The organism is Emticicia sp. 21SJ11W-3 (genome assembly GCF_024138715.1).
In the GTDB taxonomy this organism is placed as follows: Bacteria; Bacteroidota; Bacteroidia; order Cytophagales; family Spirosomataceae; genus Emticicia; species Emticicia fluvialis.
Genome location: NZ_CP092074.1, coordinates 1,857,846 through 1,883,837, shown reverse-complemented (window position 1 = coordinate 1,883,837; position 25,992 = coordinate 1,857,846). Strand labels below are relative to the sequence as shown.

Genomic DNA, 25,992 nt, shown 5'->3' with positions numbered 1-25,992 from the left:
TAATTTATATAAACCAATAGAATCAGTACAAGTAAAGGGGCAAAAGTTCTAAAAATTCAAATAATTGCAATACCATGAAATTTCAAAAACTGCTTTATGCAGCATTATTACTCACAGTCAATACAGTGTTGGCTCAGGTACCGTCGGCTTCAAAATATGACCACCGCGAGGCTTTTAACCCATTGTTCAATTTTATGCCGGGTACAGCGTACAGAAGTGGGTCAGGCTCGCCAGGCCCTTTGTACTGGCAAAACAGAGCAGATTACAAAATTGCCGCCACACTTGATGAAGCAGCAAATAAACTGACCGGAGAAACCGAAATTACTTATAAAAATAACAGCCCGGAAAAACTGGCTTTTGTATGGCTGCAGCTTGACCAGAACCAGTTTAATGATAATTCAAGAGGCACTAAAACAACCACAATTTCGGGTGGGCGTTTTGGTTCTACCGGCTTTGAAGGGGGGTACCAAATTCAATTGGTAAGTGCTGAGAAAAAAAATGTATCCAGTAAAAAGGTTACCTATCGCCCGTTATATGCCGAACATCTGATTAACGACACACGGATGCAGATACGGTTAACTGAGCCATTGGCTACCGGAGAAGAGTTAAAAATAAAAATCAGCTATTCATTCCAGATTCCGCGATACGGGTCAGACCGCATTGGCAAACAGGAAACTGTAAACGGCATAATTTATGAAATGGCACAATGGTACCCCCGTATGGCAGTTTATGATGACATTGAAGGCTGGAACACCCTGCCTTACCTGGGCGCAGGTGAGTTTTACCTTGAATACGGAGATTTTGAATATAACATAACCGTGCCTTGGGACCACATTGTAGCTGGTTCGGGTGAGTTATTGAACCCGGGCGAAGTAATGACACCCGAGCAGATTAAAAGATTTAACGAAGCCAAAAACAGCGACAAGACCGTTATAATAAGAGGCAAAGAAGAAGTAACAGATGCCCAAAGCAGACCCCGCCAGAGTGGTACTCTGACCTGGAAGTTCAGATGCAAACAGGCGCGTGATGTTGCCTGGGCCTCTTCTAAGGCATTTGTTTGGGATGCAGCCCGTATTAACCTGCCTAGTGGTAAAACTTCAGTGGCGCAATCGGTGTATCCGGTTGAAAGCGCAACTAATGACAGCTGGAACCGCTCAACTGAATATGTTAAAGCCTGCATTGAGTTTTATTCTAAATACATATTTGAATACACCTATCCGTCGGCTACCAACGTGGCGGGTATTGTGGCGGGTATGGAGTATCCGGGAATTGTATTTTGTAGTTACAGCGACAAAAACGAAAGCCTTTGGGGTGTAACAGACCATGAGTTCGGGCATAACTGGTTCCCGATGATTGTGGGTTCAAACGAAAGAAAATATGGCTGGATGGACGAAGGCTTCAATACATTTATCAATACGCTTTCAACAAAGAACTTTAATAACGGCGAATATTATCAGCCGGAGAATATACGCCAGTATGCCCCCTATTTTTATGACAGAGACCCGATAATGAACATACCAGACGTTATACAGAATAATAATCTGGGGGTGGCTGCCTATCTTAAACCAGGCGTTGGCTTAACGATGCTAAGAGAACTGGTGCTTGGAGAAAAACGATTTGACTACGGCTTTAAAGAATATGTTCATCGCTGGGCATTTAAACACCCTACTCCGCTGGATTTTTTCAGAACGATGGAAGATGCAGCCGGCGAAGACCTGGGTTGGTTCTGGAAAGGCTGGTATGTAAACGACTGGAAGATTGACCAGGGGGTAAAAGAGGTTAGCTATATACAGCAGGACGTAACCAAAGGAGCTGTAATTACCATTGAAAACCTTGAGAAGATGCCAATGCCAGTTACGGTTGAAATTAAAGAATCGAATGGAACAACCAAACGAGTGGAGTTGCCGGTTGAAATCTGGCAAAGAGGCAGTACCTGGAGTTTCAAACATCCGTCTACGTCTGCCATTGAGTCGGTAAGCATTGACCCTGACGGAAAATTACCAGAAGTAAACACCAAAAACAACCTGTGGAAACCTGCAAAATATAGTAGCCAGACAGCCAATTAAATGGCTGTCTGCTCAGCCTTCCTCTGCCAGAGGAAGGCTGAACGGCGAAGTAATTGTTACTTTTGAGCGCTCGCAAACACCACCGATTGGTGGGTTGAACTTAGAAACACTCACTGTAATTTGCTGTATTTCAGCAAATTGTTGCTTTACAGCCTCAATAATTTTATACGCTATATGCTCTAATAGCCGATGTTTCTCTTTCATAACGTTGGCTATCAGGGTGTATACCACTTCATAATTGACGGTAAGTCTCAACTTATCTTCCTGCGCTGCCCGATTCAAATCTGCTGTGATAGCAATATCAATCGAGTACTTATTTCCAATTTTTTGCTCTTCATCGTAATATCCATGATAAGCAAAAAATTCTAAACCTTCAAGTGAGATTATTCCCATGGGTGTCAATCGTCTTAAAATATTTGTGGAGTATTATTTTAGCATTTAGCAGCCTTTTGCCGGATATCAGATATTATCAAAAAACGACCCTCCGCCAATATCAGAGTTCTTTGCCAAAATCTCGTTTACTTTTGGTAACGGCGTGTTATCTTTTATATTTTTTTCTTCTTTTTCTACCATCGCTTTCCTGACAGCCTCTTTCACCTTATTCACTTTTTCAAGCATTTCTTCGGTTACTGAATCCAGGTTACTTGCAACCGGTGCCGCCTTTGTAGCCACAGGCTCTGGGATACTGGTTTTTTCCTGAGTTATTTCTGGCAATGCTGCCTCCGGCATAGACACACTGTTATCAATTCCTTTTTCTTCTACATCTTCTTCTGCTTTGCCACCAACAAGCAGGCTCTTCATTTCTTCCAGCTCATCAAATCGTCCCTCAGCGGCCAGAAGTGCCTGTTCTACCCAGGTGGTTGGGTCATGCATGGCATAGGCAGGCCCGGCATTATCTAGTATTTCTTTGATACGCTCTACCGGGGTTGTAGCCAGGCCCCTGAACGTAAATATGCCCGAGTCATAAAGCAGCATGGCAATTTTAGGGCCTATACCCTCAATTATGCCCAGTTCATCAGACCTGCCTTCCTCGTCTTCAGCCAGTGTAGCTGCCTCAGGCGCCGGCGTTTCTGAAATTAGCGCTGCGCTGGCAGGCTGTATGGCGGTAACCTCCTCAGGGATATGATCGCTTGTATCTTCAACTTTGCTGATATTATATACAAGCTTTTCTGCTGTTACTTGTGCGGTTTTAGATTCAAAGTAAGAGAGTTCTTCCTGAATATTGAAGGTAGGTATTGCGCTCTTTTCATCTACAAAAGTATTGAAGGCTTCCTGAATTTTCTCATCAACATTTTCATTCTTAAATTTCTCCTCCAATCTCTGCACATGCTCTAAGGTCGACATAGACAAACTGCGCATCTGAACCAGCAGGTCAGTCTTGTACTGATACATCATCTTGAAATCTTTTTCAAGTTCTTTTACTTCTCCCAGCACTTCTTCTTTTATGTATCTGGCACGGTCTTGTGCTTCCTGAATAACTTTGTCAGCTTCAAGTTGCGCATCACGTAATATCTCCTGACTTTTCTGTCTGGCATCTTGTATGTTCTTATCAGCCTGTTGATTAGCCTGCTCGGTAATCATGGTGCTGGTATCTTCTGCAGTTTTAAGCGTTTTAAAGAGGGTCATTTCAATCTCCCGAAGTTTACTAGCTTCTTTTTCAGCCATTTCAAGCTGCATTCTAAGCATTTTACTTTCATTCAATATGCGTTCCCATTCCTGCGAGAGATTTGCTAAAAAATTATCAACTTCTTCGATATTGTAGCCTCTGAAAGTTTTTTCAAATTCATGCTGGCGTATTTCGAGCGGTGTAATTTTCATTTCTTCAATGTTTTTATATAGATTTTATGGCAAAATTAACAAAAAAACTGTCGGTACTCCCTATTTCATTTATTTTCTTCAATTTGCACAGGAGCACCAACCAGTGGTAAACATCAGGTTATCAGGTATTTTAACCTCTGTTTTTTATAACTCAAAAATCAATAATTTATTTGATTTTCAGTTGTCTGTATCCAGTTCCCATACCGAAATGGTTCGGTCATCACTACCAGAAACTATCTGGTTTTTGTAGTTTGTCCACAAAACCTTGTTTACTGATGTACCATGCCCAGCATGTCGGGCGCGGTCAATCACTTTCAATAACCGGAGCGACCCGGTATCCCATACTTTTACAGACTTATCCATGCTGCCGGTAACAAATTGTAGGCCGTCAGGGCTAAATGCCAGATGATTAATGGCAAATGTATGCGCCGCAACTTCTTCTTCAAGTTTATAGCCGGTCTCAACATTCCAGACTTTCAGGCGGGCATCTCTGCTGCCCGATATCAGCTTGGTAAAGTCGGGTGCGTACCTGACAGTAAAAACCGAGTTGCTATGAGCCTCTATTACGCGTTTCAACTCATAGGTTTTCAGGTCGAAAATCTTAATAGAGTTATCGCTGTAGCCGGCGGCCAATTCCCGTTCTACCGGGTTAACGGCCAGGCACCGGACACTTACGCCCGCCGCTTTTATGTGTTTACGAAAACTGATAGTTTCGGCATCAATAACAGAAATGACTCCGGCGCTGTCGGCTATAAACGCGTTTCCGTCGTAAAACTGAATATCAAAATAATATGCCGGTGATAATTTTAATGAGCGCAGTTCTTGTTTGGTTTCAAGGTCAATCACATGAATACCCTCCTGGTTCTGGGCTACCCAAAGTTGATTGGCCTGAGGTAAATAGGCAAGCGAATATACAGAATTTTTTACTTTCGCAATTAATTCTCCAACATCCGGTTTTTCAAGATTCCATCTTACAACGTATCCGTCACCTGCTGCCGAAAAAAACCGATGGTTCTCTCCAGACCTCTCCAATGCGTATATACAATCCCGATGTCCGGTAAATGTATCTATTTTTTTGACATGAATCATGACATTATATGATTTTTCCAATCATATTATTATTTGTTGTAGATATGTATTTATTTTTACCTGCAAAACTAATTGTAAAACATTTCTCAAAAACATTACTCCCATGAATTTTTCGGCTGAAACAGAAAAAAGCACAGTTTTTACAGAAGTAGAAAAAGTAATAACCGACCTAGGATTTACTATTGCTAATCAGGACCAGACACGCCCTTGGGGTGGTTTCTTTGTTCTTGATGAATCACAAGCGCCGAAATTTATAGAAACGTATTTTCCGCATTTAAGCATTAATGATTTTGGTGTTGGCCGCAAGCTGAGCCCGAAAATTCTGGTAGTTGCACCAGAGAAACGTCTTTCATGGCAGTATCATTTCCGTAGAGCTGAAATCTGGAAAGTAGTGGGAGGAATTGCAGGTGTTGTGACAAGCGATACGGATGAGGAAAATGAATTGCAAACACTAAACCTTGGAGACATAATTAATCTGAAACAAGGTGAAAGACACCGCCTGATTGGTTTGAGCCAATGGGGCATTATAGCTGAAATCTGGCAACATACTGACGCTGAGAATCCGTCTGATGAAGATGACATCGTTCGCGTTCAGGATGATTTTGGTCGTTGATATAACCGGAAAGCCTTTTGAGAAATTTCAAAAGGCTTTCTTTTTGTTATTCAACATACAAAACCAGGCCTTTCAGGTAGCTACCCTCGGGATGAAACAGATTTACAGGGTGGTCTGCCCCTTGTGTAAGGTGATGCAGCACTCTTACCTGCCTGCCAACCTCCAGCGCTGCCGACACAACTGTATTATAAAATAGTTCTCTGTCTACCACTTGCGAGCAGGAAAACGTAAACAAGATACCCCCACTGGCCAGCCGCTTAATACCCTCCATATTCAACCGTTTGTAACCTTGTACTGCCTGATGCCTTTTGGCTATACTTTTTGCATAGGCTGGCGGGTCTAGCACTATCAGGTCATAAATCTGGTCGTTTTGTTTCAAAAAACTCATTACATCTTCTGCTACTGCCTGGTGGTTGTCTACATCGCCAAAATTGGCAGCCACATTCTGGTTTACCAGTTCTATGGCTTTCTTTGAAACATCAACAGATTCTACGCGTTGCGCACCAGCCCTCAATGCGTAAATAGAAAACCCGCCCGAATAACAAAAGGCATTCAGAACCTTTTTGTCTTTGGCATAATGGGCTAACAAGGCGCGGTTGTCGCGCTGGTCAAGAAAGAAACCTGTTTTCTGACCCGTTTCCCAGTCAATAAGAAATTTGTTTCCGTTTTCCAAAACCTCATGAGGCAAAAGGTTTTCTGAAGAGCCTGATGAAAACAAATATCCGTTTTTAATGGTTTTGCCAAATTCGTCGGGCAATGTTTCGGCACTTTTATCGTAAATGGCCATCAGGGCATCGCCATAAATGCTTTTTAGCGCACTTACTATTTTTTCTTTCTCGCGCCACATACCAATCGTATGGGCCTGAAAAACAATTACACGTTGATAATAATCAAGTATTAATCCTGGAAACCCGTCGCCCTCTCCATGCGTAAGCCTGTAACAGGTAGTACTTTCACTTTGCACTGTCTGCCTGATGGCATAAGCTGTTCTGAGCTTTTTCAACCAGAAATCTTCATCAATTATACCCGGCTCGTACGAAAAAATCTTGATCGTAATACTGCCATTATAAAAATGGCCTGTGGCCAGATAATTACCTTTTTTATCGCACACTTCAACAATGTCTCCGTCTTGTGGCTGCCCTTCTGTTCTGGCAATGGCACCAGAGAAAACCCAGGGGTGCAGCCGCTTCACTACCTGCTCTTTTCCGCCCTGTAAAAAAACTTTTGCGTACATATCTTCTTTTTCGTTCCGTTTCAGATACAAAATAAGAAAATATACAAGGCCAAAGAAAACGTTTTTGCATTTTTATATTTACTTTTACTTTGCTTTCAATAGATAGTTAATTTGATTCTTACCCTTTTAAAAATTCAAATACGCACTATGAAAATAGACCGTCGAAATTTCCTGAGAAACACCAGCCTGCTAGCCGCAGCACCACTACTTGCCAACCAATTATGGTCATGCACTCCATCATCAAAAACTGAAGAAAAAACCACCGATTCAACTGCCACTTCCGCCATGACGGCAGAACCATCAGTTAAACAATTCGGGATACAACTCTGGACCGTGAAGGAAGACTTAGCCAAAGACCCGAAAGGTGTATTGAAAGCACTGGCAAGTTATGGATATAAACAAATTGAAAGTTTTCAGGGTGACAAAGGAGTTTTCTGGGGAATGACTGCCAAAGAATTTAAAACACTCATGGACGATATCGGAAGTAACCTGGTGAGCACACATTGCAATCCGGACTACACCATGAAAAAAGAGACTGAAAGTGAATTTAAAAAACTGGTTGACGACGCCGCAAGCATAGGCATGAAATACCTGATAAATCCATTTTTGGGAAGCCTTACCAAAGCTGACGAATGGAAAAAAGCAGCAGAGGGGTTGAACCGTCAGGGAGAAATTGCAGCCAAAGCAGGGCTACGAGTAGCATATCATAACCATAATTTTGAATTTAAGAAATTTGCAGATGGCACCATGCCTGAAACCATTCTGCTTGAAGGCACAGACCCTGCATTGGTAGATTTTGAAGCCGACTTATACTGGGTGGTTTCGGCCGGAGAAAATCCCGAAGAATGGCTTACCAAATATAAAAACCGTTTCCGCCTGGTGCATGTGAAAGACATTCTGAGCGAGGCTAAAGTAAAAGAAATAACAGAAAAAGAGAAAGTAAAAGACCCGTTGTTCTCGTTCTCAACAACCATTGGTAGTGGCAGAATTGATTTCCCTCATTTGTTAAATGTGGCTTCTCAGAACGGCGTAAATTATTTTATTGTTGAACAAGAACGTTTTGATGGTACAACACCGTTGAAAGCTGCCGAAGCTAATGCAGCCTATATGAAGAATCTGGTATTTGCCTGAAAATAATAGTTTTAATCAGTAAAGGGGCTGGTTGCTAAGCAACAAAGCCCCTTTCTGTTTTTAGTTTCTTGCTGTGTTTGCCTATAAACTGCCTATTAACTCTTTAATGATCAGTGTCATGGTTGGTTCTGCTTTGCGGGCGGCTTCCAGTATTCTCGGAAGTTCAGCTTTTTTCAAAAGCTCCGGCACGCACATATCAGTAATTACAGAAATACCAAAAACCGGTATATCCATCTGGCGGGCTACAATCACCTCTGGCACAGTACTCATCCCTACGGCATCTGCACCCGACAGCCTCAGCATTCTGTATTCGGCCCTGGTTTCCAGGTTCGGCCCCGGCACACTTACATAAACGCCTTTATGCAAACCTTCTATCCCATTCTGAGTGGCTAATAATAAAGCTTTCTCAATCATTTCTATTTCATAAGGTTCGCTCATATCCGGAAACCTGTCGCCCATTATATTTTCTCCTCTCAGTGGGTTATCAGGTAAAAACAGACCGATGTGGTCTTCTATTATCATCAGGTCGCTTTCTTTAAATCCCGGATTCAACCCGCCTGCAGCATTAGATACTATCAGGCGATCAATGCCCAGCCATTTCATTACACGCACCGGAAAAGTAACCTGCTGCATACTGTAACCTTCATAATAATGAAACCTGCCCTGCATACAAACCACCTTTTTGCCATTGAGTGTTCCGAACAACAATTTACCTTTATGAGACTCAACTGTGGATATCGGGAAATAAGGTATGTCAGAATAGTTAAGCGAAAACTCAATAACCATGTCATCGGTCAGTTTGCCAAGGCCGGTTCCGAGAATGATACCGAACTGCGGTTTGAAGTGGTCTGTCTGTGACTGGATGTAATCTGAGGCCTCCTGAATATGGTTAAGCATGTGCCAATGAAAGTTTATTAGATAGGCAAGGTACTAAATAAAAACAAAAAGCATGACTGCTACAGCCATGCTTTTTATCTACGAACAAGAATATATCTTACAACGCCAATGTACCTTTGCGGGCTGCATCAATCAAAGTAGCTTCCAAGCCTTTTTTGTTGATAGTACGAAGGGCTGAAGTCGAAACTTTCAATGATACCCATACACCTTCTGACTCCAGGAAAAATTTCTTGGTTTTCAGATTCGGGAAAAATTTACGCTTTGTTTTATTGTTAGCGTGCGATACGTTGTTACCGACTTGTGTTCTCTTACCAGTAATTTGACAAACCTTTGCCATTGTATTATAATATTTTCTATGAAAAAATGGAATTCCTTAAACGGGAGTGCAAAATTCGTAATTATTTCTCAAATAAAAAAACAAATTTACCTTTTTTTGAAACCAAACGGGCAGTGCCTACAGCCATTTTTGCAACAATAGCCCCTCTTTTTGTGGTAAACTTCGGTAAAAACCATAAATCCACCTTCAAAATAGTAATCTTCTTCTGCAAACACAGATGAAACAGTTTTGCCTTTACTATTTTTCTGACCTCCCAATTTTGATATATTCTGTTGGTTGATTAACTTAAAAGGTCAAATAAACGTTCATTAAACCATGGAATTAGTCATCCGCATAGCTACTATTGACGACGTACCCAGTCTATTAAATATTTATGCACAGGCATTAGATAATCATAAGGTGCTATCGGTAGAGGCTGCCAAAGAGATTTTCATAAAACAAAGCCAGTACCCTGACTACCACGTTTTTGTAGCTGAAAACAACGGAACAGCCGTTGGTACATTTGCCTTGCTGGTAATGGAAAACATGGCACACATGGGCAGCCCTTCGGCTGTGATTGAAGATGTAGGTGTTCTGCCTGAAGCTCAGGGGCAAGGCATTGGCAAAAAAATGATGGCATTTGCGCTGCAATATGCCAAAGAAAAAGGTTGCTACAAGATGTCGCTCTCAAGCAACCTTCGCAGAGAACAGGCTCACCAGTTTTACGAATCCTTGGGTTTCAATAAGCATGGATTCAGTTTTCTGATAAACTTACCCTAATGTTACTTTTCTCTCATTAAAGTAGGGCTTCAGCACCTTTTTGTCAAAAACTGCCAGCAATACAATCAGATTCAGCAGGGCAACAATCCGGATGAAATCTCCCGTCAGAAAATCTCGTAACTCCTGCATGCGCGGAATAGCCACAATATTGTTAACACTATTGCCTGGTGCATAAATCATGGCCAGGGCAATAGTAGTTATTATTGCCAGGGCAAGTACACCCAGAATAACTTGCGGTAACCTGGCTGCCCATGATTTTCTTCTTACAACCACAAAAACCGGCTGATGAACAGGAACTGCAGCCATAACACTTTCAGTAAAGCTGGCAGATGGTTTCTCCAGCGGCATATTCAGCATATCCAGGTGCAAGGCTTTCATTTCCATAAAATACGCCCGGTAATTTTCAGAACGCTTCATCTCGCAGGCATGTAGCTGCAAAATAGCTTCAGTTGCAGTGCCATCCAGAATATCAAATATTTGTTCGTCTTTCAGCATCTCTATTCTTAATATTTATTGTGGAACCAATCTCTCCACGCCAGTTTAAGCAAACATTGCTTTTTATCTAAACGTAAAAATAAGCGTTTTATAGTTGCTTTGTATTTATTCTTTTACAAAAGGCTTCGCACCTCTTCTTTTAGTTTTTTCTTTATTTCATCGGCCAGCCGCTTTCTGGCTCTGAACAACTTTACCTTGGCGGTTTCGGCACTTATTGTTAAAATTTCTGCAATTTCTTCAAGAGTTTGTTCTTTCAGATAAAACAAAGTTATAAGTAAGGCATCATCTGACGACAGATTCTGCAAGGCCTTGTGAATAGCCTTGCTCCGCTCCTGGCTTCTGATATGTTCGGTGGTATCAGCCTGAGCTCTTACCATCATAGCCTGGGTTGACGTCTCAATGTCTTCGGTAAAGACACGGTTTTTCCGTTTCTGCATTAGAGCAGCATTAAACACTATTCTATAAAACCAGGTAGTAAACTTAGATTCATAGTTAAAGTCATTGATATGTTTATATACCTGCAGAAAGGCATCCTGAGCAACCTCTTCGGCGTCTTCCCTGCTGTTCAGAATCCGGTACGCTACGGTAAATGCATAGTCTTTATGGCGATTGATTAACTCTTTATAAGCTAACCTATCACCTGCCTGCATACGCTTCAGTAGGGTAATATCTTTATGTTCGTTGTTCACTAGCACATTTGATGCGCCATTTTGCTAAACGTTACACTTGTTCTGAAATATTTTATTTTCATATCAGCCTGTAACCTCACTTAAATTGCCTGCATCCTATTGCCAAATTATTATTTAACTTTTAAAACATACATTATTATGGATTCCGCCAAAGCATTAGTTGCCATTGCAATTCCGGTAACAGCCATTCTTGGACTCGTTGGACTGCTGGTTGTATTAAGAAAATTTGACAACGACGAAAAAATGGCTATGATTGAAAAAGGCCTTACACCACCCCAAAAGCAAGGCACCAAAGTTAACCCTGCCTCTGCTTTACGTTGGGGCTGTTTGTTTATGGGTGTAGGTTTAGGTATTTTTATAGCTAATATGATAGATAGTGTTAAAGAAGACGCCGAAGCACTTTACCCGGCTCTGATTCTAGTCTTTGGTGGCTTGGGGCTGCTTGTATCTTACTATATACAATTGCAGCTAGACCGCAATAACAAAGAATAGTTAATATAGACGGGCCTTAACGGCCTGTCCACTTAGCTAAATTACCTTTGCCACCAATGGCCCAACAGCTATTTTTATAACACGAAACAGCGTGGAAAGACTCGGTATCGATGGCTTTCCATGTTTTTCCGTTATCGGCTGATACCCCTGTGCCTGATGTACCCACCACTATCAGGCTGTTGTCTGGCAGCATCCATGCCGACTCCTTTAGTCCATCTGGTTTCGCCTGAGTAAGCAGTGTCCAGGTTTTTCCGCCATCATGAGTAATAGCTACATTATCTGTGGCTTTCTTGTCGTCTTTGTAATCTCCACCGGTAGCAATGCCATCTTTATCGGTATAAAAATGTAAGCCGAATATACCTGAGGTTTCACCTTGTTTAAAAGGGGTTTCAGCCACCTGCCAGGTTTCGCCTTTATCGGTAGTGTAAAAAACTCTGCTTTGGGTGTTTATCCAGGCCAGTTTTTTGTTTCTGGTGTTTACACAAGTGCCACTGGCTGCAAAAGAAGCTTCTTTGGGCTTAATAGCAGGCAGTTTTTCAGGCGATACCCGATCCCATTTTTCGCCATCCAGCGTTCGCAATATGTAGGGTTTATCATCTACGGGGTCACCAATCAGTATTCCCTCTTTATCATTCCAGAAATCAAAAGAATCAAAAAAGGCTCCCTTTTCGGTAGTCTGAAAAACAACGCGCCAGTTTGCACCGCCGTCGGTGGTTTTAAATATTTTTGCTGCGCCTTTATCTGCTTCACCGGCGCTCATGGCAAAGGCCGTTTTTTCATTCACGCCGTGTATATCTCTGAAATCGAGGGTTTCGGCACCTGCTACTTTTATTACCTGCCAGGCTGCCCCACCGTTAATTGTTTTCAGTATGGTGCCTTTGGTGCCACCAGCCCAAACAACTTTGCTGCTTGCAGCAGATATAGAACGGAACGACGCATCTGTACCGGCGTTCTGCTTAACCCATTGTGCCTGAGCAGTGCTGACCGATAGAATTATTAAAAGGCAAAAACGTTTTTTCTTAAAAATAGAGTTAATCATATCAATCATTCAGAATAGAGGTATATTTTTGTAAAATGAAGCAACGAATGTACATATTTCTTTCAACTCTTTTCTTTTTTTCCATCAGCTTTTTCGCTTCAGCGCAAGACGATGTTAAGATAGAATTCGGGAAGAAGAATCTGATGATTGACGAACCCCTGGTTGTGAATGTGATCATTAAAGGAAGCGACAAATCTGTGGTAAGCAATTTTCCGGATATACCGGGTTTTACCAAAACTGACAGAAAAATAACCCACGCCAAAGGACAGCAGCATACCATTACGCAAAATTATACGCCCATTAAAGAGGGTTCTTACCGGGTATCTTCCTTTGAACTGACTATTAATGGCAAAATTTATGAGTCTGAACCTGTGATGATTACAGTAGCGGCGCCGGATGAAGATGAGGAAGAAAATAAAGAGGTTATCAGTTTTGAAAGCTTAAAAGACAATGCCTTTCTGGCCTTGACTATCGATAAAAGCAATGTTTATGTAAGTGAGGGTTTCAGGGTATCGCTGGCGTTTTATATTGCCGAAACCAATACCATGCAGATAAGTTTCCCTGATAATCTGAATGCACAGGTAGATGCCATTGCCAAGAAAATTAAATCGGCCTACTGCCTGGAAGAAAGAATCAATATTACCAATATTGTTGAAGAACACAGAACAATTGACGATAAGAAATTTCTGGTTTATAAATTTTTTGAGGCCATTTATTTTCCGCTTAATTCACAGCCGGTGGTAATTCCATCGGTGGAATTAAAAATGGATCAGCAAAAAAGAAAAAGTGAAGACAAAGAAAGCATAGGCTTTATAAGTAAACCATTTACTGTAAAAGTAATTGCCCTGCCCGACCACCCACTGAAAGATAAAGTAGTAGCAGGTAATTTTGATTTGGTTGAAGAAATTGAAACCCGAAAGATAAACACTGGCAAAAGCTTCAATTATAGTTTTAAGATTGTTGGCAGAGGCAATTTCTCGACTATTAATGTTGCGTCTCCTGCTAATGATAGTTTCTTTGATTTCTACCCGCCTGATGTTAAGGAAGAGCATAACCGCGACTTTACCTTGCAGGAAAAAGAATTCAGGTACCGCGTAGTACCTAAAGATTCGGGCCAGCAGGCACTGGATAAATATTTTTACTGGATATATTTCAATACCAAAAACAAGGCTTATGACACCCTTAAGTCTAAAATAAAAATAAAGGTATTGGGGAAAGCCATTCATGACAAGGAATCGGGCGAATCGGAAGATATATTTGCTGGCATTGACAGGCTCGATACCTCTTTGATGCAAACCAATTATCAGGAAGTTTTCAAGAACATTTCAAACTTCCTGATAATCTGTATGATAATGGGTTGCCTGTACCTGTTCAGTTGGAAACGCTCAGGAAAATAGGCTATAAGTTCGGGTGCTTCTTGTGGAAACCGGTGGCATCCTGATAAGCCTTTGCTACTTGAAGTAATTTGGCCTCACCAAATAATTTGCCCATAAATGTAATACTGGTTGGCCTGCCCTCAGCTCTGAAACCGTTAGGTAATACCACACAAGGGTGGCCGGTCAGGTTGGTTAACGTCAGGTTTCTGCCAAAAGATGGAGAGAGATATACATCAATACCTTTAAGTTTATTTTCCATTTCCTGAATAAGCAATGTTCTGTGTCTGTTGGCCTGTAAGTATTCTACTGCCGGTATAAAACGAGCAGAGCGAAAAGCATTGGGCCAGGCATTTTTGTTCTGCCTTACCATCAAATCGTCTCTGCCTGAAAGGGTGAGTTCATCAAAGGCGGCGGCGGCTTCAACACCCAATAAAAAACTGATATCGTTAGATGGAAGGTTAGGCAGCTCCATCGGTATCAGCTCTGCACCTAGTTTTTTCAGAGTTATTAATGTAAGCGAATCCATTGTTCGGGTTGGATATTTTCGCTCAAAGTCGTTTTTCAGGTAGGCTATCCTTATTCCTTTTAAGCCTTTGGCGCCATCATAATTAAACGGTGCCGGCATACAGGTAAAGTCTTGCCCATCAGGCCCCTGTATGGCATTGAACACAATGGCACAATCTTCCACAGTTCTGCAAATGGGTCCAAGTTTATCCATGCTCCAACTTAAAGCCATGGCACCAGTGCGTGGTACTCTTCCGAATGTGGGTCGTAGCCCGGTTGTTCCGCATTCGGTAGAAGGCGATACAATTGAGCCCAGGGTTTCACTACCGATGGCAAATGGCAATAATCCGGCTGACACTGAAGATGCCGACCCCGCAGAGGAGCCGCTTGAACCCCGGTTCAAATCCCACGGATTAAGGGTTTTACCACCAAACCATACATCACCCATGGCTAGTTCTCCCAAAGTAAGTTTAGCACAAAGAATGGCTCCTGCCTTTTCTAATCTCCTAATAACCTCAGCATCCTGGTCAATAACCTGTTCTTTATATGGTACAGAACCCCAGGTTGTTTTATAACCTTTTACAGCCAATAAATCTTTGGCGCCATAGGGTATGCCATGCAGCAAGCCACGGTATTTACCAGCTTTTATCTCTGCATCGGCTTGTAGGGCCTGCTTCAAGGCCAACGCCTCGGTTATGGTTATGGCACAATGCAGTCGGGCATCATATTTTTTGAGCCTGTCAAGAAAGAACTTTGTCAGATCAACAGAAGAGATTTTCTTTGTTCTGATTAACTCTGCCAATGCTCTTACCGAATAATAAGCCAGTTCTTCTCTATTGGCGGGTAAGCTGACGTTGCCAATTTGTGAGACCCTGAACGGTTCATATTTCTTCTCAAATTTAAAACCCACCGGCAGAGGATTAAAGTATAAAGCTGGCGCTACACTGTTGTTTAACGAAATTTTTCTGATGCTCTCAAAATCTTTTCGGTTATCATTCAAATCACTAATCATGGAGTCAGCCTCTGCTTCAGTAAAGTCAATGCCCAGAATTTTCTCTGCTTCGTTAATTGCCGCAACCGTAATGGGGCGGTTATCGGTCAGTTTTGTTATAAAAGCACCAAGCATAAGCGACGCCAGACAGGCCGCTGGTAGTAGAAGTTTTTTCATTGGCACAAAATAGTATTGTTGATTGATTTGAATACCAATTTAATTGAATTTCAGAAAAAACGAATGTAAGAGCACTAATAAATCAAAAACAAAAGCCAACACTGAAAACAGCATTGGCTATTGTTGCAACCTGTATGGTTATTTCTTTGGCTGAATAACCTCTTTGTAGCTTACCAGTTTAATGCCTTTGCGTTCAATGGCTTCTTTAACTTTGTCGCTGGTAAAAATATGGGTTACATCCTGCCGGCCCTGTGCAACATCTTCATAACCAATGTGGTGAATGGCTTTCAGTTCATCATTATCCAGACCAGGATGCTCTACGTACACATAGGTTTTGCCTTCTTCCAATTTATCAAGCATGCTGATAAATGCATCTATTCGTTCGGCAGTAGTTTTATTTCTGAAATCAAAACCGGTGTAGCTGATACCAAAATCTTTCTGACTATCGGCATCTACCAAAGCCAGATTATATTCTTTAGCCACTCTTTTGGCCATTTCTTTTACCTCAGGCGTAAACGCCACACTACCCATGTGGCCTGATATATGGCTTAACCGGGGAATATATTTCAGCGCTAACTGTATCTGCGCGCGAAGCTCTTTCTCAATATCAGCAAGTTTCCAGGCATTGTCCATCACTGCCTGTTGCAGGTAATTGTTATTATGGAATAACATCGGATAAAAATAGCCGTCTTTATCTCTTAAGCTCGGAGCATCCGTCAATGGTCTCCACTTTACATTGTCCCATTCGCTGGTAATGGCAAAATGCAGACCTGCGTCAATACTCTTATTTTGGTCTAATAATTTTACCGCCTCCGGGAACCAGGGCGATGGCGCGATTACTTCTATAGATGTTTCGATTCCTTCTTTATAGCACTTAATCAATGCCTCATTGCCAGAGTGAGAATAGCCCATGTCGTCACCTCGCACAATCAGTTTTGGTGCATTGCTTATTGTGTTTCTCAAAACACCTTTTTTATTAATCTTAGAGAAAATACTGGCTATTTCAATACCCACATTGTCGCCATTAAAGGCAAATTTCAGGGTTTCTGTATGAGGGCTTTCAATGTATCTCAGGGTTAATTCCAGGTTATCATCGCCATTCCAGGTATAGCTGCCTGCCACTTTAAAAGTAGGTATATAAGAACGATTGGCTTTAGCCCTTGCAACCAGATAGGGCCCAAATTTGGTGGTTTCGCTATACTCCCATTTGCCTGCACCAAACGGAATCCGGTGCGTTACTGAGTCAGTTTCTAAACTCAGATAACAAATATTGTTCTTAAACTCAAACCCGACACTGGCAAGTGATTTGTCTTTGGCTATTACGCCAAAAGTTCTGCCTGAAATCTTAGATTCTAAAGCTGAACCTGCATTCTTTTGAGGAATAGGCAATGCCAGTTGTTTCGATTTTTCTTTTAACACTGCAAGCGCTTTGGCATTGGCAGGCAATTTTTCAGGCTTGAATGCCGGAAGAATGTATTTCCAGACCAGGTTGATTTCTGACTGCATATCGGGTGCTTCTGCTGTTAGTAAAACTACTGCATCCTGATCAGGCATAACTATTATAAACTGACCATTAGCGCCGTCTCCACGATACGCATTATTACGGCAACGCCACATCTGATAGCAATAGCCCTGCAGCCAGTCGCTTGAATCTTTTTTGGCCTGAGGGGCATCAGGGTCTTGCATTATTTTCATGGTTGAGGCTTCCTCTACCCAGGCTGCGGGTAAAATTTGTTTGCCTTTCCATTTGCCTTTTTGCAGAAACATCTGGCCGAATTTGGCCATGTCTTCAGTTTTTAATCTTAATCCCCAACCACCGGTATTAATTCCGTGCGGGTCAACCTCCCAGTCTATGCCCTCAATACCAAGTGGGTCAAACAACCTGGGTTTCAGGTAATCTACTATTTTATCCCCTGTCACTTTCTGTACAATAGCTGAGAGCATGTAAGTTGCTACAGAGTTGTACAGAAACTTAGTACCGGGCTTATTAACAATAGGAGTACTGAGAAAAGTTTTTACCCAATTGTCGCTAATTGCAACAGGGCCGGTGGGGTCTGGGGCTTGTCCGGCACTCATGCTTAGCAGGTCTTTTACGCGTAGCTCAGCCAGATTAGCGCTTATTGTTTTTGGCAAATCATCCGGGAAGAAGGAAATCACTTTATCGTCAACCGTTAACCGTTTCTCGGCAACTGCAAAACCTACAGCGGTGGCTGTAAAACTTTTGCTGCACGAATACATAGTATGTTTTAAGTCTGCTCTGTACGGATTCCACCAGCCCTCAGCCACCACTTTCCCATGACGTAGAATCATATAGCTGTGAAACTCAAGTTTGCTTTTTCCGGCGGCTTCCAGAAACTGAATAATGCCCTCGCTTGAAACCCCTTCAGCTTCAGGGGTGCTTCTGGGCAAAGAAGTATTTTTCTGAGCGAATACATACACGCTCAGAAAAAGCAGTAGAAACGTCTTTTTCATCATAGGTAGTTTTAGACAGGTTATATAGTTGAATATGAGTTTGAAAGTTATGGAATATCTGTTTATTTTCATAATGCCTTAAACCTTAACATCCTTGCGCCTTTCGATTAAAGCAAATTTATAATAAAAAAAGAGAGAATTCTCATTCTCCCTTGTGATATCTGATGATTCGCTAATTACTGACTTTGGTTTTAGGCCTGATGATTAATCGCAGCGACTGATCGTAAGTAATATAGCTCCAAACCCAATTAATAAATACCATCACTTTGTTCTTAACGCCGAGAATAGACATCAGATGCACAAACATCCAGACGTACCAGGCAAATGCCCCCTGGAACTTCCAGAAAGGTAAATCTACCACCGCCAGGTTTCTGCCCACTGTTGCCATTGAACCCAGGTCTTTATAACTGAATGGTTTCAAATCTTCGCCTTTCATCAGGTTAAGGATATTCTTTGCCAGTAGTTTACCTTGTTGAATAGCCGGTTGCGCTACCTGTGGGTGCCCGTTCGGAAATTTCTCATCTCCGCTCATTAAAGCAATATCGCCCACCGCAAAAATATTCTGATAGCCGTCTACCTGGTTAAACTGATTAACTTTCATTCTCCCGCCTCTTCCATACACTTCCGGAGCAAAACCTTCAATAGTATTGCCTTTTACACCCGCAGCCCAAACCACATTATGGGTTCTGATTTTCTCATTGTTACTCGTGTAAGCAAATTGCCCGTCAAAATCTACAATTCTTTCACCAGCCCTTACAATTACACCTAACCGCTCAAGATATTCTTTTCCTTTAACCGAGGCCTCGTCAGACATCACTTCTAATACATGAGGCGAAGACTCAAACAGATAGATTTTCATCATGTTGAAATCAAGCTCGGGATAATCTTTTGGCAAAATCATTTTTTTCATTTCTGCCAATGTCCCGGATACCTCCACACCTGTCGGGCCGCCACCTACCACCACCATGTTCATCAGGCCTTCACGGGTTTCGGCGTCTTCGGCGGTTAAGGCATCTTCAAAATTCTGCAATACCCGGTTTCTTAAGTAGATTGCCTCCGACACCGATTTCATGGGTATGGCATTGTTTATCATGTTTTGCATACCAAAAAAATTGGTACCTGCACCCATTGCCAAAACCAGGTAATCGTAATGCACATCGCCCAGTTCTGTTTCTATTTTCTGTTCTGACGGCACTACTCTTGTTACGCTTGTAATACGGATATGAATGTTTTTTTTCTTCTGGAATATTTTCCGGAGCGGAAAAGATATAGAGCTGGGCTCTAACCCTGCCATAGCCACCTGGTAAAAGAGTGGTTGAAACTGGTGGTAATTATTTTTGTCAATTAATACGATTTGAACATCGTTTTTTTCGAGTTTCTGTGCCAATGCCAGGCCTCCAAAACCAGCGCCTACAATTACGATGCGTTTCTGAGAAGTATCCGGAATATTAGGTTCCATAGTATATCAATAGCCGAAGCCGTTTTGTATTTTTCTAATAACAGAACGCCCGGAAAGCCGTTTTTGTTCAGCAATATTTAGAATTATTCGGGCATCTTAAAAAAAACAAAACCCGTTCAGGCTAGTTTCTGAACGGGTTCGCTAATCGTTAAAACAACATTTCATTTGGTGGTTTTATACCTTTCAGACGGATGTAAATGGTGGTTTGTCCGCGATGATGAGTCTGGTGCTCAAACGCCTTGGCAAATACCAGTTCTTTGCTCATTTCACCTCTGTTGCCAAAGGTTACCATTTCTTTCAGCTGTGCGTCTGTCATACCTTTAAGGGCATTGATAACAAAGTCGTAGCTGTCTAAAACCATTTTGGTAGTAGCCGCTTTCGATTTATCTTCTGCTTTTTCGCAGGCGCCTCTTTCTACCGGGCTTTTTACGCCACTGGCCAAAGAGCCAAAACTATAGTTGGCGTCGGCCAGGTGCAACAATTGCTGTGCAAAAGAACGGATATCCGGAGAAGCCTTAAAGTCGTATCCGTCTTCCGGCATGGTTTCCAGATATACTTTGGTATAGGCTTTGGCCCGCTCCCATTCTTTCAGCATCTGGTCTTTATCAAGTGCAAAGGCACTACTGAAACTAAAGACAAGCATTGCCAGTAGAGATACTAGTAAAGATGTTTTTTTCATTGTTATAGATGTTTGTAATAGATTTATAATTCTAAAAGTAAATGTAATAAAAAAGAGACTTTCCGGTATTCAGAAAGTCTCTTTTAAAATTTATAGGTATCAGTTAGCTACAAATTCGCCACTGGCTCTTAGTTCAACTTCTTCGCTCACCACTGCTGACGGCATAGCGCCCACACCAAAGTCAGTACGGTTGATGGTACCTGCGGCTTTGAAACCTACTACTTTTTTACCCTGACGGTTAGTGGTTGTTCCAATTAAAGTCAGGTCAATAGTAACAGGCTTGGTTACACCTTTCATAGTAAGGTTACCACCCAATTGGTATTTTTTAGCCCCTACACTTTTAATAGATGTGCTTTTAAAGGTAATGGTCGGGTACTTTTCAGTATCAAACATATCAGCTTTTTGCAAGTGTGCATCTCTGTTATCCTGATTAGTATTAACGCTTTTGGCGTCAATTGTCAATTCAAATACTGCATCAGAAAAATCCTCTTTAGAAGAGGTAATGCTGGCATCAAAATTTCTGAAAGTGCCATCCACTTCAGACAACATTAAGTGTGTTACAGTAAAGTTCACTTTTGCGTGGGCTTTGTCTGCTACCCACTTTTGTGCAAATGAACCTATTGAAACAAATAGGCATAGTACCAAAACAACTGCTTTTTTCATTAGTCTTAAATGATTAAATTAATAATAGTGAATTGATTATAACAAATGTATATACATTTATTTTATCTGCAAGGGATTTTTACTGAATTAACATAACAATAAACAAGCCCTTGGCCAGACAAATATGTAATGCAATCTGTGACAGAAAAAAATGAGTAGACATAAACCAAAATTTTCTCGGCATTTTTCAATAATACGAAGATTATGGCTTTAAAGATATGTTTAAAAGCCTGCCACCAGAAATCTGACACATACCAACAATAGAGGAGCTTTTATTTTTAACAATTTAAAACGTTTGCATGACAATTTGAAACGTTTGCAAAAATAAATATTTTTATATTAAGTCTTTATATAATACTATTGCATCGGGCATTTGTAATGGCAACAATTATTCTGGTGCAGTCGCTTGTCTATACAAGGCAGATACATTAAATTTAGTGCCACTTGTCTATACAAGTTCTTATAAATATAATCTTATAAATTTTCTTAGCTGTAGTGTGGAGTATGAAAATCAGCAACCTTTTAGTTAAACCGCAACAAAACCCGGTATATCAGAATTTTACCGCAGAAGAAGCCGGCTGGAAACACCTCAACTTTGGTGCCCGCCTGATGCAGAAAGGTGAAACCTGGCAATTTGATACCACAGAACATGAAATGGCCATAGTTGTGCTTGGCGGTAATTTCAGGGTTGAATCTGACAAAGGCAACTGGGAAATATCCAACGGGCGCAAAGATGTTTTCAGTGGTATTGCTCATACGCTTTACTTATCCCGTCATACTAAATTCACACTTACTGCTACCAGCGAAACATTAGATATTGCTTATTCATGGGTAGCAAGTGAAAGAGATTTTCCGCCTTACCTGAAACAACCGCATGAAGCAGCCATTGAGCTTCGCGGAGGCGATAACGCCAATCGGCAGATAAACAGTCTTATCCAGCCCGGTTTTGCCTGCGATAAAATTGTTTGTGTTGAGGTGTACACCCCTTCAGGCAACTGGAGTTCTTTCCCTGCTCACAAGCATGACGAAAGGATTATTGATGCAGACGGCAAATTAATAGAGGCCGAACTGGAAGAAATTTATTTTTACAAGTTTCAGTCGCCACAGGCGTACGCTATTCAGCAGGTTTATACCTATGACCGCAGCCTTGATGAAATTGTAAGAGCAAAAAACAACGAAGCCGTTCTGGTTCCGAAGGGTTACCATCCGGTGGCTGCGTGTCATGGCTACCATGCCTATTACCTTAATTTTCTGGCAGGAAGCGACCAGGTTCTGACTGCTACCAACGACCCTGACCACGAGTGGATTTACGGCACCTGGAAAACACAGGATACCAGGCTACCACTTGTAACCGCCGACATGAACGTTTAACCAAACTCTACATGCAAGATACTATTAAAAAATATGATATTCTGACAATCGGGCGTTCGTCAATTGATTTATATTCTAACGATATTGGTTCTCCTTTTGTTGATATCACTTCATTTGGTGCATTTGTTGGCGGCTCGCCTTTAAATATTGCGGTAGGTTGCCAGAGGCTCGGCCTGAAAACCCGTTTTCTGACAGCCGTTGGTAATGACCAGGTTGGTAAATTTATTCTTCATTTTCTGGAAAAAGAAGGTATAGATACCTCCGTCATTCCAACTTTAACAGGCCCGCGAAGTTCGGCAGTTATTCTGGGTATTGAACCCCCGGACAGATTCCCGCTGGTTTATTACCGTGAAAATTGTGCCGATATCAACATTAATCTGGAGCATATACGGCAGGCCGATATTTCACAATATCGCTCGGTAATGTTTTCAGGTACCGCCTTTAGCAAAGACCCCAGCCGCACAGCCATGTTTTATGCTATTGAAGAGGCAAAAAAGAACAATGCCGTAACTGCACTGGATATTGACTTCAGAGCCGACCAGTGGTTTGACCCACTCGCCTTTGGCGTAACCATCAGAGCCGCACTGCCTTACATGGACTATGTATTGGGCACTGAAGAAGAGATACTGGCTGCGTTTATGACCGACCCAAAACAATTAGAAATTAAACATCAGCAGATTTCAGCGCCTGAAATCAGAGGTAATATAGACAACGCCATTCAGGAGATTCTGAACAAAGGGGTAAAAACCCTGATAGTAAAACGCGGAGCCGATGGCGCTTCTATTTTTGAACCTGGTAAAGAAGAAGTGAAAGTACCGGGTTTTCCTGTTGAGGTAATTAATGTGCTGGGGGCAGGAGATTCTTTTGCAGCCGGATTTATGTACGGCTACCTGCAAGGCTGGAGTTTGTACAAAGCAGTTCGTATGGCCAACGCCACAGGGGCCATAATGGTAACCAAACATGGGTGCGCCAACTTTATGGCAACACTTGAAGAAGCGATGGCTTTCGCCGACAGCAAAGGAGGTTTATAATAATCAGAAAAATTCTATTAAAACATAATGACAAAATTAAGGAACTATATAAACGGACAGTGGGTAAACAGCAGCTCAGATGCCACACTGAATGTAGTAAACCCTGCCAGCCAGGAGGTAATAGCGCTAGTACCGCAAGGTTCGGTGCAGGATGTGCAACAAGCTGCTGAAGCCGCAGCGAAGGCTTTTCCTGAATGGAGAAACGTTCCGGCGCATCGTCGCGTGCAATATTTGTTCAAGCTGAAAACCCTGCTTGAAGATAACATTGACGATATCTCAAGAACTATAGTATTAGAAAGTGGCAAGACTTTCGGCGAAGCCAAAGCAGAAATGCAGCGTGCTATTGAAAACGTTGAAAACGCCTGCGGCATACCAACTATGATGCAGGGCAGTTTCTCGGAAGATATAGCCAGAGGGGTAGACGAATTCATGATTCGCCAGCCGGTAGGGGTTTGTGCCTGTATTGCACCATTTAATTTTCCGGGTATGATTCCTTTCTGGTTTCTGCCTTACGCCATTGCCTGCGGTAATACCTATATCATTAAACCTTCTGAGAAAGTACCACTTACCATGACCAAAGTTGTAGAACTAATGGAAAAGCTGGACTTGCCGAACGGAGTGGTTAACCTTGTAAATGGCACAAAAGAAGTAGTAGATGGCCTGTTGCAGCATCCGGTTATCAGAGCCATCAGCTTTGTTGGCTCAAGTAATGTAGCGCGCTACGTGTATTCGCAAGGGGCCTTGTATGGCAAAAGAGTGCAGGCACAGGGCGGGGCAAAAAACCCGGTACTGGTACTGCCTGATGCCGATATTGAAATGACCACTCAGATTATTACCGACAGTGTATATGGTTGTGCAGGCCAACGCTGCCTGGCGGCGTCGACCATCATTACTGTCGGCGACCACAAAGATATTACAGAAAGCCTGGTTGAAGCCGCCAAAGCACGCACCACCGGTTTTGGACTGGATGATAAAAGCCTGATGGGGCCAGTTATAACCCCTGAAAGCAAAAACCGTATTGAACAGCTGATTCAGCAAAGTGTGCAGGATGGTGGCCGCCTGTTGGTAGACGGCAGCCATGCAAAAGTGGCCGGTTATGAAAACGGTAACTTTATTTTGCCTACCATTATTGAAGATATACCGCTGACCAGCCATGTGGCACAAACCGAAATTTTTGGCCCTGTTATGTCATTAATGCACATAAATGATGTAGACGAGGCTATCCGGTTTATTAATAGCGGCAACTACGGCAATGCGGCCTGTATCTTTACCAGTAGTGGCGCCAGTGCCAGAAAATTCAGACATGATGCAGATGCCGGAAACATTGGTATCAATATTGGCGTAGCGGCTCCAATGGCGCAGTTTCCGTTCTCAGGCTGGAAAGACAGTTTCTTCGGAGACCTGCACGGCCAAGGTATGCACTCGGTTGAGTTCTTTACCCAAACCAAGGTAGTAATTGAACGATGGCTGAAAGAATGGACACGTAAATTCTGATTTTATATTATAAAACTTTACTATTCATATACTTACCTATTAAAACTGAATGAAGAATACCTTAAAAATCGGCATCGTAGGTCTGGGTCGTATCGGGCAAATCCATTTAGCCAATATTGCCACCCGGGTAAAAAACGCAGAAGTAGTTGCTGCTGCCGATATAACCGAGAGTCTGTTAGATTTTGCCAGAAGACATGGCGTTGAGAATGTATCTACCAACCCTGAGTATGTATTGACCCATCCGGATGTAGAGGCCGTGGTTATCTGTACACCTACCCCTACCCATGTGCCTTACACCATACTGGCAGCACAACACGGCAAGCATATTTTTTGTGAAAAACCGCTTGACCTGAGCATTGAACAGATTCTGGTAGCAAAAGAGGCCGTTGAGTTGGCTAACGTTCAGTTAATGCTGGGCTTCAACAGACGATTTGATGCCAATTTTCTGAAAGTAAAAGAAATGGTGCACGAAGGTTTGGTGGGCGACCCTCACATTCTTAAAATAACCAGCCGTGACCCTAACCCGCCGCAAATTGAATATGTAAAGTCTTCGGGCGGACTTTTTCTTGATATGGCCATTCATGATTTTGACATGGCCCGTTATGTAATGAATAGCGAAGTGACCGAGGTTTACGCCAAAGCAAAGGTGCTGGTAGACCCACGCATTGGCGCAGAGGGTGATATCGACACGGCCATTACCACACTAACCTTTGCCAATGGGGCAATAGGTGTTATTGATAACAGCCGAAAAGCCGTTTATGGATACGACCAGCGTATTGAGGTTTTCGGCTCGGGCGGTATGACACAAACCAAGAATAACACACCAGATACCCACGAATACTACAACGACAAAGGTGGTCATTTATCGTTGCCGTTGAATTTCTTTCTTGAAAGATATGCCGAGGCCTATGTAAATGAAATAAATGTGTTTGTTTCTAGCGTTTTGGCAGGCGAAAACGTGCCGGTTAATGCACATGATGGCCTGATGGCCACCGCTATTGCCATGGCTGCCAAGCAATCTTATATGGAAGACAGACCCGTAAAAATAGAAGAGATACTAAGCGCCATTACGGCTTAATTCTGAAGAACACCAATCACCTGATTCACCCCTAAACC

25 protein-coding genes are annotated in these 25,992 nt (G+C 42.2%); 10 read left to right on the top strand and 15 right to left on the bottom strand.

The genetic code is table 11. The features are described from left to right. Window positions 1-74: 74 nt before the first annotated feature. Complete coding sequence (locus MB380_RS07965; RefSeq protein WP_253534378.1) at window positions 75-2,066, top strand: M1 family metallopeptidase; 1,992 nt, start codon at window positions 75-77, stop codon at window positions 2,064-2,066. Between the two features lie 12 nt (window positions 2,067-2,078). Here MB380_RS07965 and folB read toward each other — a convergent pair whose 3' ends face one another. The 3 genes from folB to MB380_RS07950 all read right to left on the bottom strand — a co-directional run bounded on the left by folB (window position 2,079) and on the right by MB380_RS07950 (window position 4,973). Continuing rightward, window positions 2,079-2,459 (bottom strand): dihydroneopterin aldolase, encoded by a 381-nt coding sequence (gene folB / locus MB380_RS07960; RefSeq protein WP_253534376.1) that lies wholly within the window; start codon window positions 2,457-2,459, stop codon window positions 2,079-2,081. A gap of 66 nt (window positions 2,460-2,525) precedes the next feature. Next, window positions 2,526-3,884: a DivIVA domain-containing protein gene (locus MB380_RS07955; RefSeq protein ID WP_253534374.1), complete on the bottom strand. Its 1,359-nt coding sequence runs from the start codon at window positions 3,882-3,884 to the stop codon at window positions 2,526-2,528. Between the two features lie 177 nt (window positions 3,885-4,061). Then, a complete protein-coding gene (locus MB380_RS07950) occupies window positions 4,062-4,973 on the bottom strand; it encodes a WD40 repeat domain-containing protein (RefSeq protein WP_253534372.1) in 912 nt (303 codons plus the stop codon). A 103-nt stretch (window positions 4,974-5,076) separates the two neighbouring features. Here MB380_RS07950 and MB380_RS07945 point away from each other — a divergent pair, with 103 nt between their 5' ends. Beyond that, entirely contained in the window at window positions 5,077-5,586 is a 510-nt protein-coding gene (locus MB380_RS07945; protein ID WP_253534370.1) for a phosphoheptose isomerase, read from the top strand. 46 nt (window positions 5,587-5,632) lie between these two features. On the opposite strand, the gene MB380_RS07940 is transcribed toward MB380_RS07945, so the two are convergent. Then, complete coding sequence (locus tag MB380_RS07940) at window positions 5,633-6,820, bottom strand: class I SAM-dependent rRNA methyltransferase (protein ID WP_253534368.1); 1,188 nt, start codon at window positions 6,818-6,820, stop codon at window positions 5,633-5,635. Between the two features lie 147 nt (window positions 6,821-6,967). On the opposite strand from MB380_RS07940, the gene MB380_RS07935 reads away from it, so the two are divergent. Then, window positions 6,968-7,951, top strand: coding sequence for a sugar phosphate isomerase/epimerase (locus tag MB380_RS07935; RefSeq protein WP_253534363.1), 984 nt, complete (start codon window positions 6,968-6,970; stop codon window positions 7,949-7,951). A gap of 81 nt (window positions 7,952-8,032) precedes the next feature. On the opposite strand, the gene MB380_RS07930 is transcribed toward MB380_RS07935, so the two are convergent. The 3 genes from MB380_RS07930 to MB380_RS07920 form a co-directional block, all read right to left on the bottom strand. Continuing rightward, entirely contained in the window at window positions 8,033-8,848 is an 816-nt protein-coding gene (locus tag MB380_RS07930) for a purine-nucleoside phosphorylase (RefSeq protein ID WP_253534362.1), read from the bottom strand. Window positions 8,849-8,945: 97 nt separating this feature from the next. Next, the gene (rpmB, locus tag MB380_RS07925) at window positions 8,946-9,185 is read right to left on the bottom strand and encodes a 50S ribosomal protein L28 (RefSeq protein WP_101725064.1); all 240 of its coding nucleotides are present in this window, start codon (window positions 9,183-9,185) and stop codon (window positions 8,946-8,948) included. Between the two features lie 86 nt (window positions 9,186-9,271). Beyond that, on the bottom strand, window positions 9,272-9,361 hold the full coding sequence (locus MB380_RS07920; protein ID WP_229236211.1) for a DUF5522 domain-containing protein: 90 nt from the start codon (window positions 9,359-9,361) through the stop codon (window positions 9,272-9,274). A 139-nt stretch (window positions 9,362-9,500) separates the two neighbouring features. Between MB380_RS07920 and MB380_RS07915 the strand changes: the two genes are divergently transcribed. Further along, window positions 9,501-9,944 carry a GNAT family N-acetyltransferase gene (locus tag MB380_RS07915; RefSeq protein ID WP_253534361.1) on the top strand — a complete coding sequence of 148 codons (444 nt, stop codon included), beginning with the start codon at window positions 9,501-9,503 and terminating at the stop codon, window positions 9,942-9,944. Here MB380_RS07915 and MB380_RS07910 read toward each other — a convergent pair. Continuing rightward, a complete protein-coding gene (locus MB380_RS07910; RefSeq protein ID WP_253534360.1) occupies window positions 9,936-10,439 on the bottom strand; it encodes a hypothetical protein in 504 nt (167 codons plus the stop codon). The genes MB380_RS07915 and MB380_RS07910 overlap by 9 nt on opposite strands. A 113-nt stretch (window positions 10,440-10,552) precedes the next feature. Continuing rightward, window positions 10,553-11,128 carry an RNA polymerase sigma factor gene (locus tag MB380_RS07905; protein WP_253534359.1) on the bottom strand — a complete coding sequence of 192 codons (576 nt, stop codon included), beginning with the start codon at window positions 11,126-11,128 and terminating at the stop codon, window positions 10,553-10,555. A 138-nt stretch (window positions 11,129-11,266) separates the two neighbouring features. Between MB380_RS07905 and MB380_RS07900 the strand changes: the two genes are divergently transcribed. Continuing rightward, window positions 11,267-11,620 (top strand): DUF6249 domain-containing protein, encoded by a 354-nt coding sequence (locus MB380_RS07900; RefSeq protein WP_253534358.1) that lies wholly within the window; start codon window positions 11,267-11,269, stop codon window positions 11,618-11,620. Window positions 11,621-11,636: 16 nt separating this feature from the next. On the opposite strand, the gene MB380_RS07895 is transcribed toward MB380_RS07900, so the two are convergent. Then, window positions 11,637-12,668 (bottom strand): VPS10 domain-containing protein, encoded by a 1,032-nt coding sequence (locus MB380_RS07895; RefSeq protein ID WP_253534356.1) that lies wholly within the window; start codon window positions 12,666-12,668, stop codon window positions 11,637-11,639. Between the two features lie 38 nt (window positions 12,669-12,706). Here MB380_RS07895 and MB380_RS07890 point away from each other — a divergent pair, with 38 nt between their 5' ends. Beyond that, window positions 12,707-14,056: a BatD family protein gene (locus MB380_RS07890; RefSeq protein ID WP_253534354.1), complete on the top strand. Its 1,350-nt coding sequence runs from the start codon at window positions 12,707-12,709 to the stop codon at window positions 14,054-14,056. 1 nt (window position 14,057) lies between these two features. Here MB380_RS07890 and MB380_RS07885 read toward each other — a convergent pair whose 3' ends face one another. From MB380_RS07885 to MB380_RS07865, 5 genes are all read right to left on the bottom strand, one after another. Next, entirely contained in the window at window positions 14,058-15,707 is a 1,650-nt protein-coding gene (locus tag MB380_RS07885; protein WP_253534352.1) for an amidase, read from the bottom strand. A gap of 138 nt (window positions 15,708-15,845) precedes the next feature. Beyond that, on the bottom strand, window positions 15,846-18,182 hold the full coding sequence (locus tag MB380_RS07880; protein WP_253534350.1) for a ChbG/HpnK family deacetylase: 2,337 nt from the start codon (window positions 18,180-18,182) through the stop codon (window positions 15,846-15,848). Between the two features lie 169 nt (window positions 18,183-18,351). After that, window positions 18,352-19,638: an NAD(P)/FAD-dependent oxidoreductase gene (locus MB380_RS07875; RefSeq protein ID WP_253534349.1), complete on the bottom strand. Its 1,287-nt coding sequence runs from the start codon at window positions 19,636-19,638 to the stop codon at window positions 18,352-18,354. Window positions 19,639-19,786: 148 nt separating this feature from the next. Next, window positions 19,787-20,317, bottom strand: a complete 531-nt coding sequence (locus tag MB380_RS07870; protein ID WP_253534348.1) for a DinB family protein — start codon at window positions 20,315-20,317, stop codon at window positions 19,787-19,789. A gap of 99 nt (window positions 20,318-20,416) precedes the next feature. Further along, the gene (locus MB380_RS07865; protein WP_253534347.1) at window positions 20,417-20,980 is read right to left on the bottom strand and encodes a YceI family protein; all 564 of its coding nucleotides are present in this window, start codon (window positions 20,978-20,980) and stop codon (window positions 20,417-20,419) included. Window positions 20,981-21,484: 504 nt separating this feature from the next. On the opposite strand from MB380_RS07865, the gene iolB reads away from it, so the two are divergent. From iolB to iolG, 4 genes are read left to right on the top strand one after another with little or no spacing between them, the layout of a single operon-like run. Next, a complete protein-coding gene (gene iolB, locus MB380_RS07860; protein ID WP_253534346.1) occupies window positions 21,485-22,351 on the top strand; it encodes a 5-deoxy-glucuronate isomerase in 867 nt (288 codons plus the stop codon). A gap of 11 nt (window positions 22,352-22,362) precedes the next feature. Beyond that, window positions 22,363-23,382 (top strand): 5-dehydro-2-deoxygluconokinase, encoded by a 1,020-nt coding sequence (gene iolC / locus MB380_RS07855; protein WP_253534345.1) that lies wholly within the window; start codon window positions 22,363-22,365, stop codon window positions 23,380-23,382. Between the two features lie 27 nt (window positions 23,383-23,409). After that, the gene (locus MB380_RS07850) at window positions 23,410-24,876 is read left to right on the top strand and encodes a CoA-acylating methylmalonate-semialdehyde dehydrogenase (protein ID WP_253534344.1); all 1,467 of its coding nucleotides are present in this window, start codon (window positions 23,410-23,412) and stop codon (window positions 24,874-24,876) included. Between the two features lie 49 nt (window positions 24,877-24,925). After that, entirely contained in the window at window positions 24,926-25,954 is a 1,029-nt protein-coding gene (gene iolG, locus MB380_RS07845) for an inositol 2-dehydrogenase (protein WP_253534342.1), read from the top strand. Window positions 25,955-25,992 lie beyond the last annotated feature (38 nt).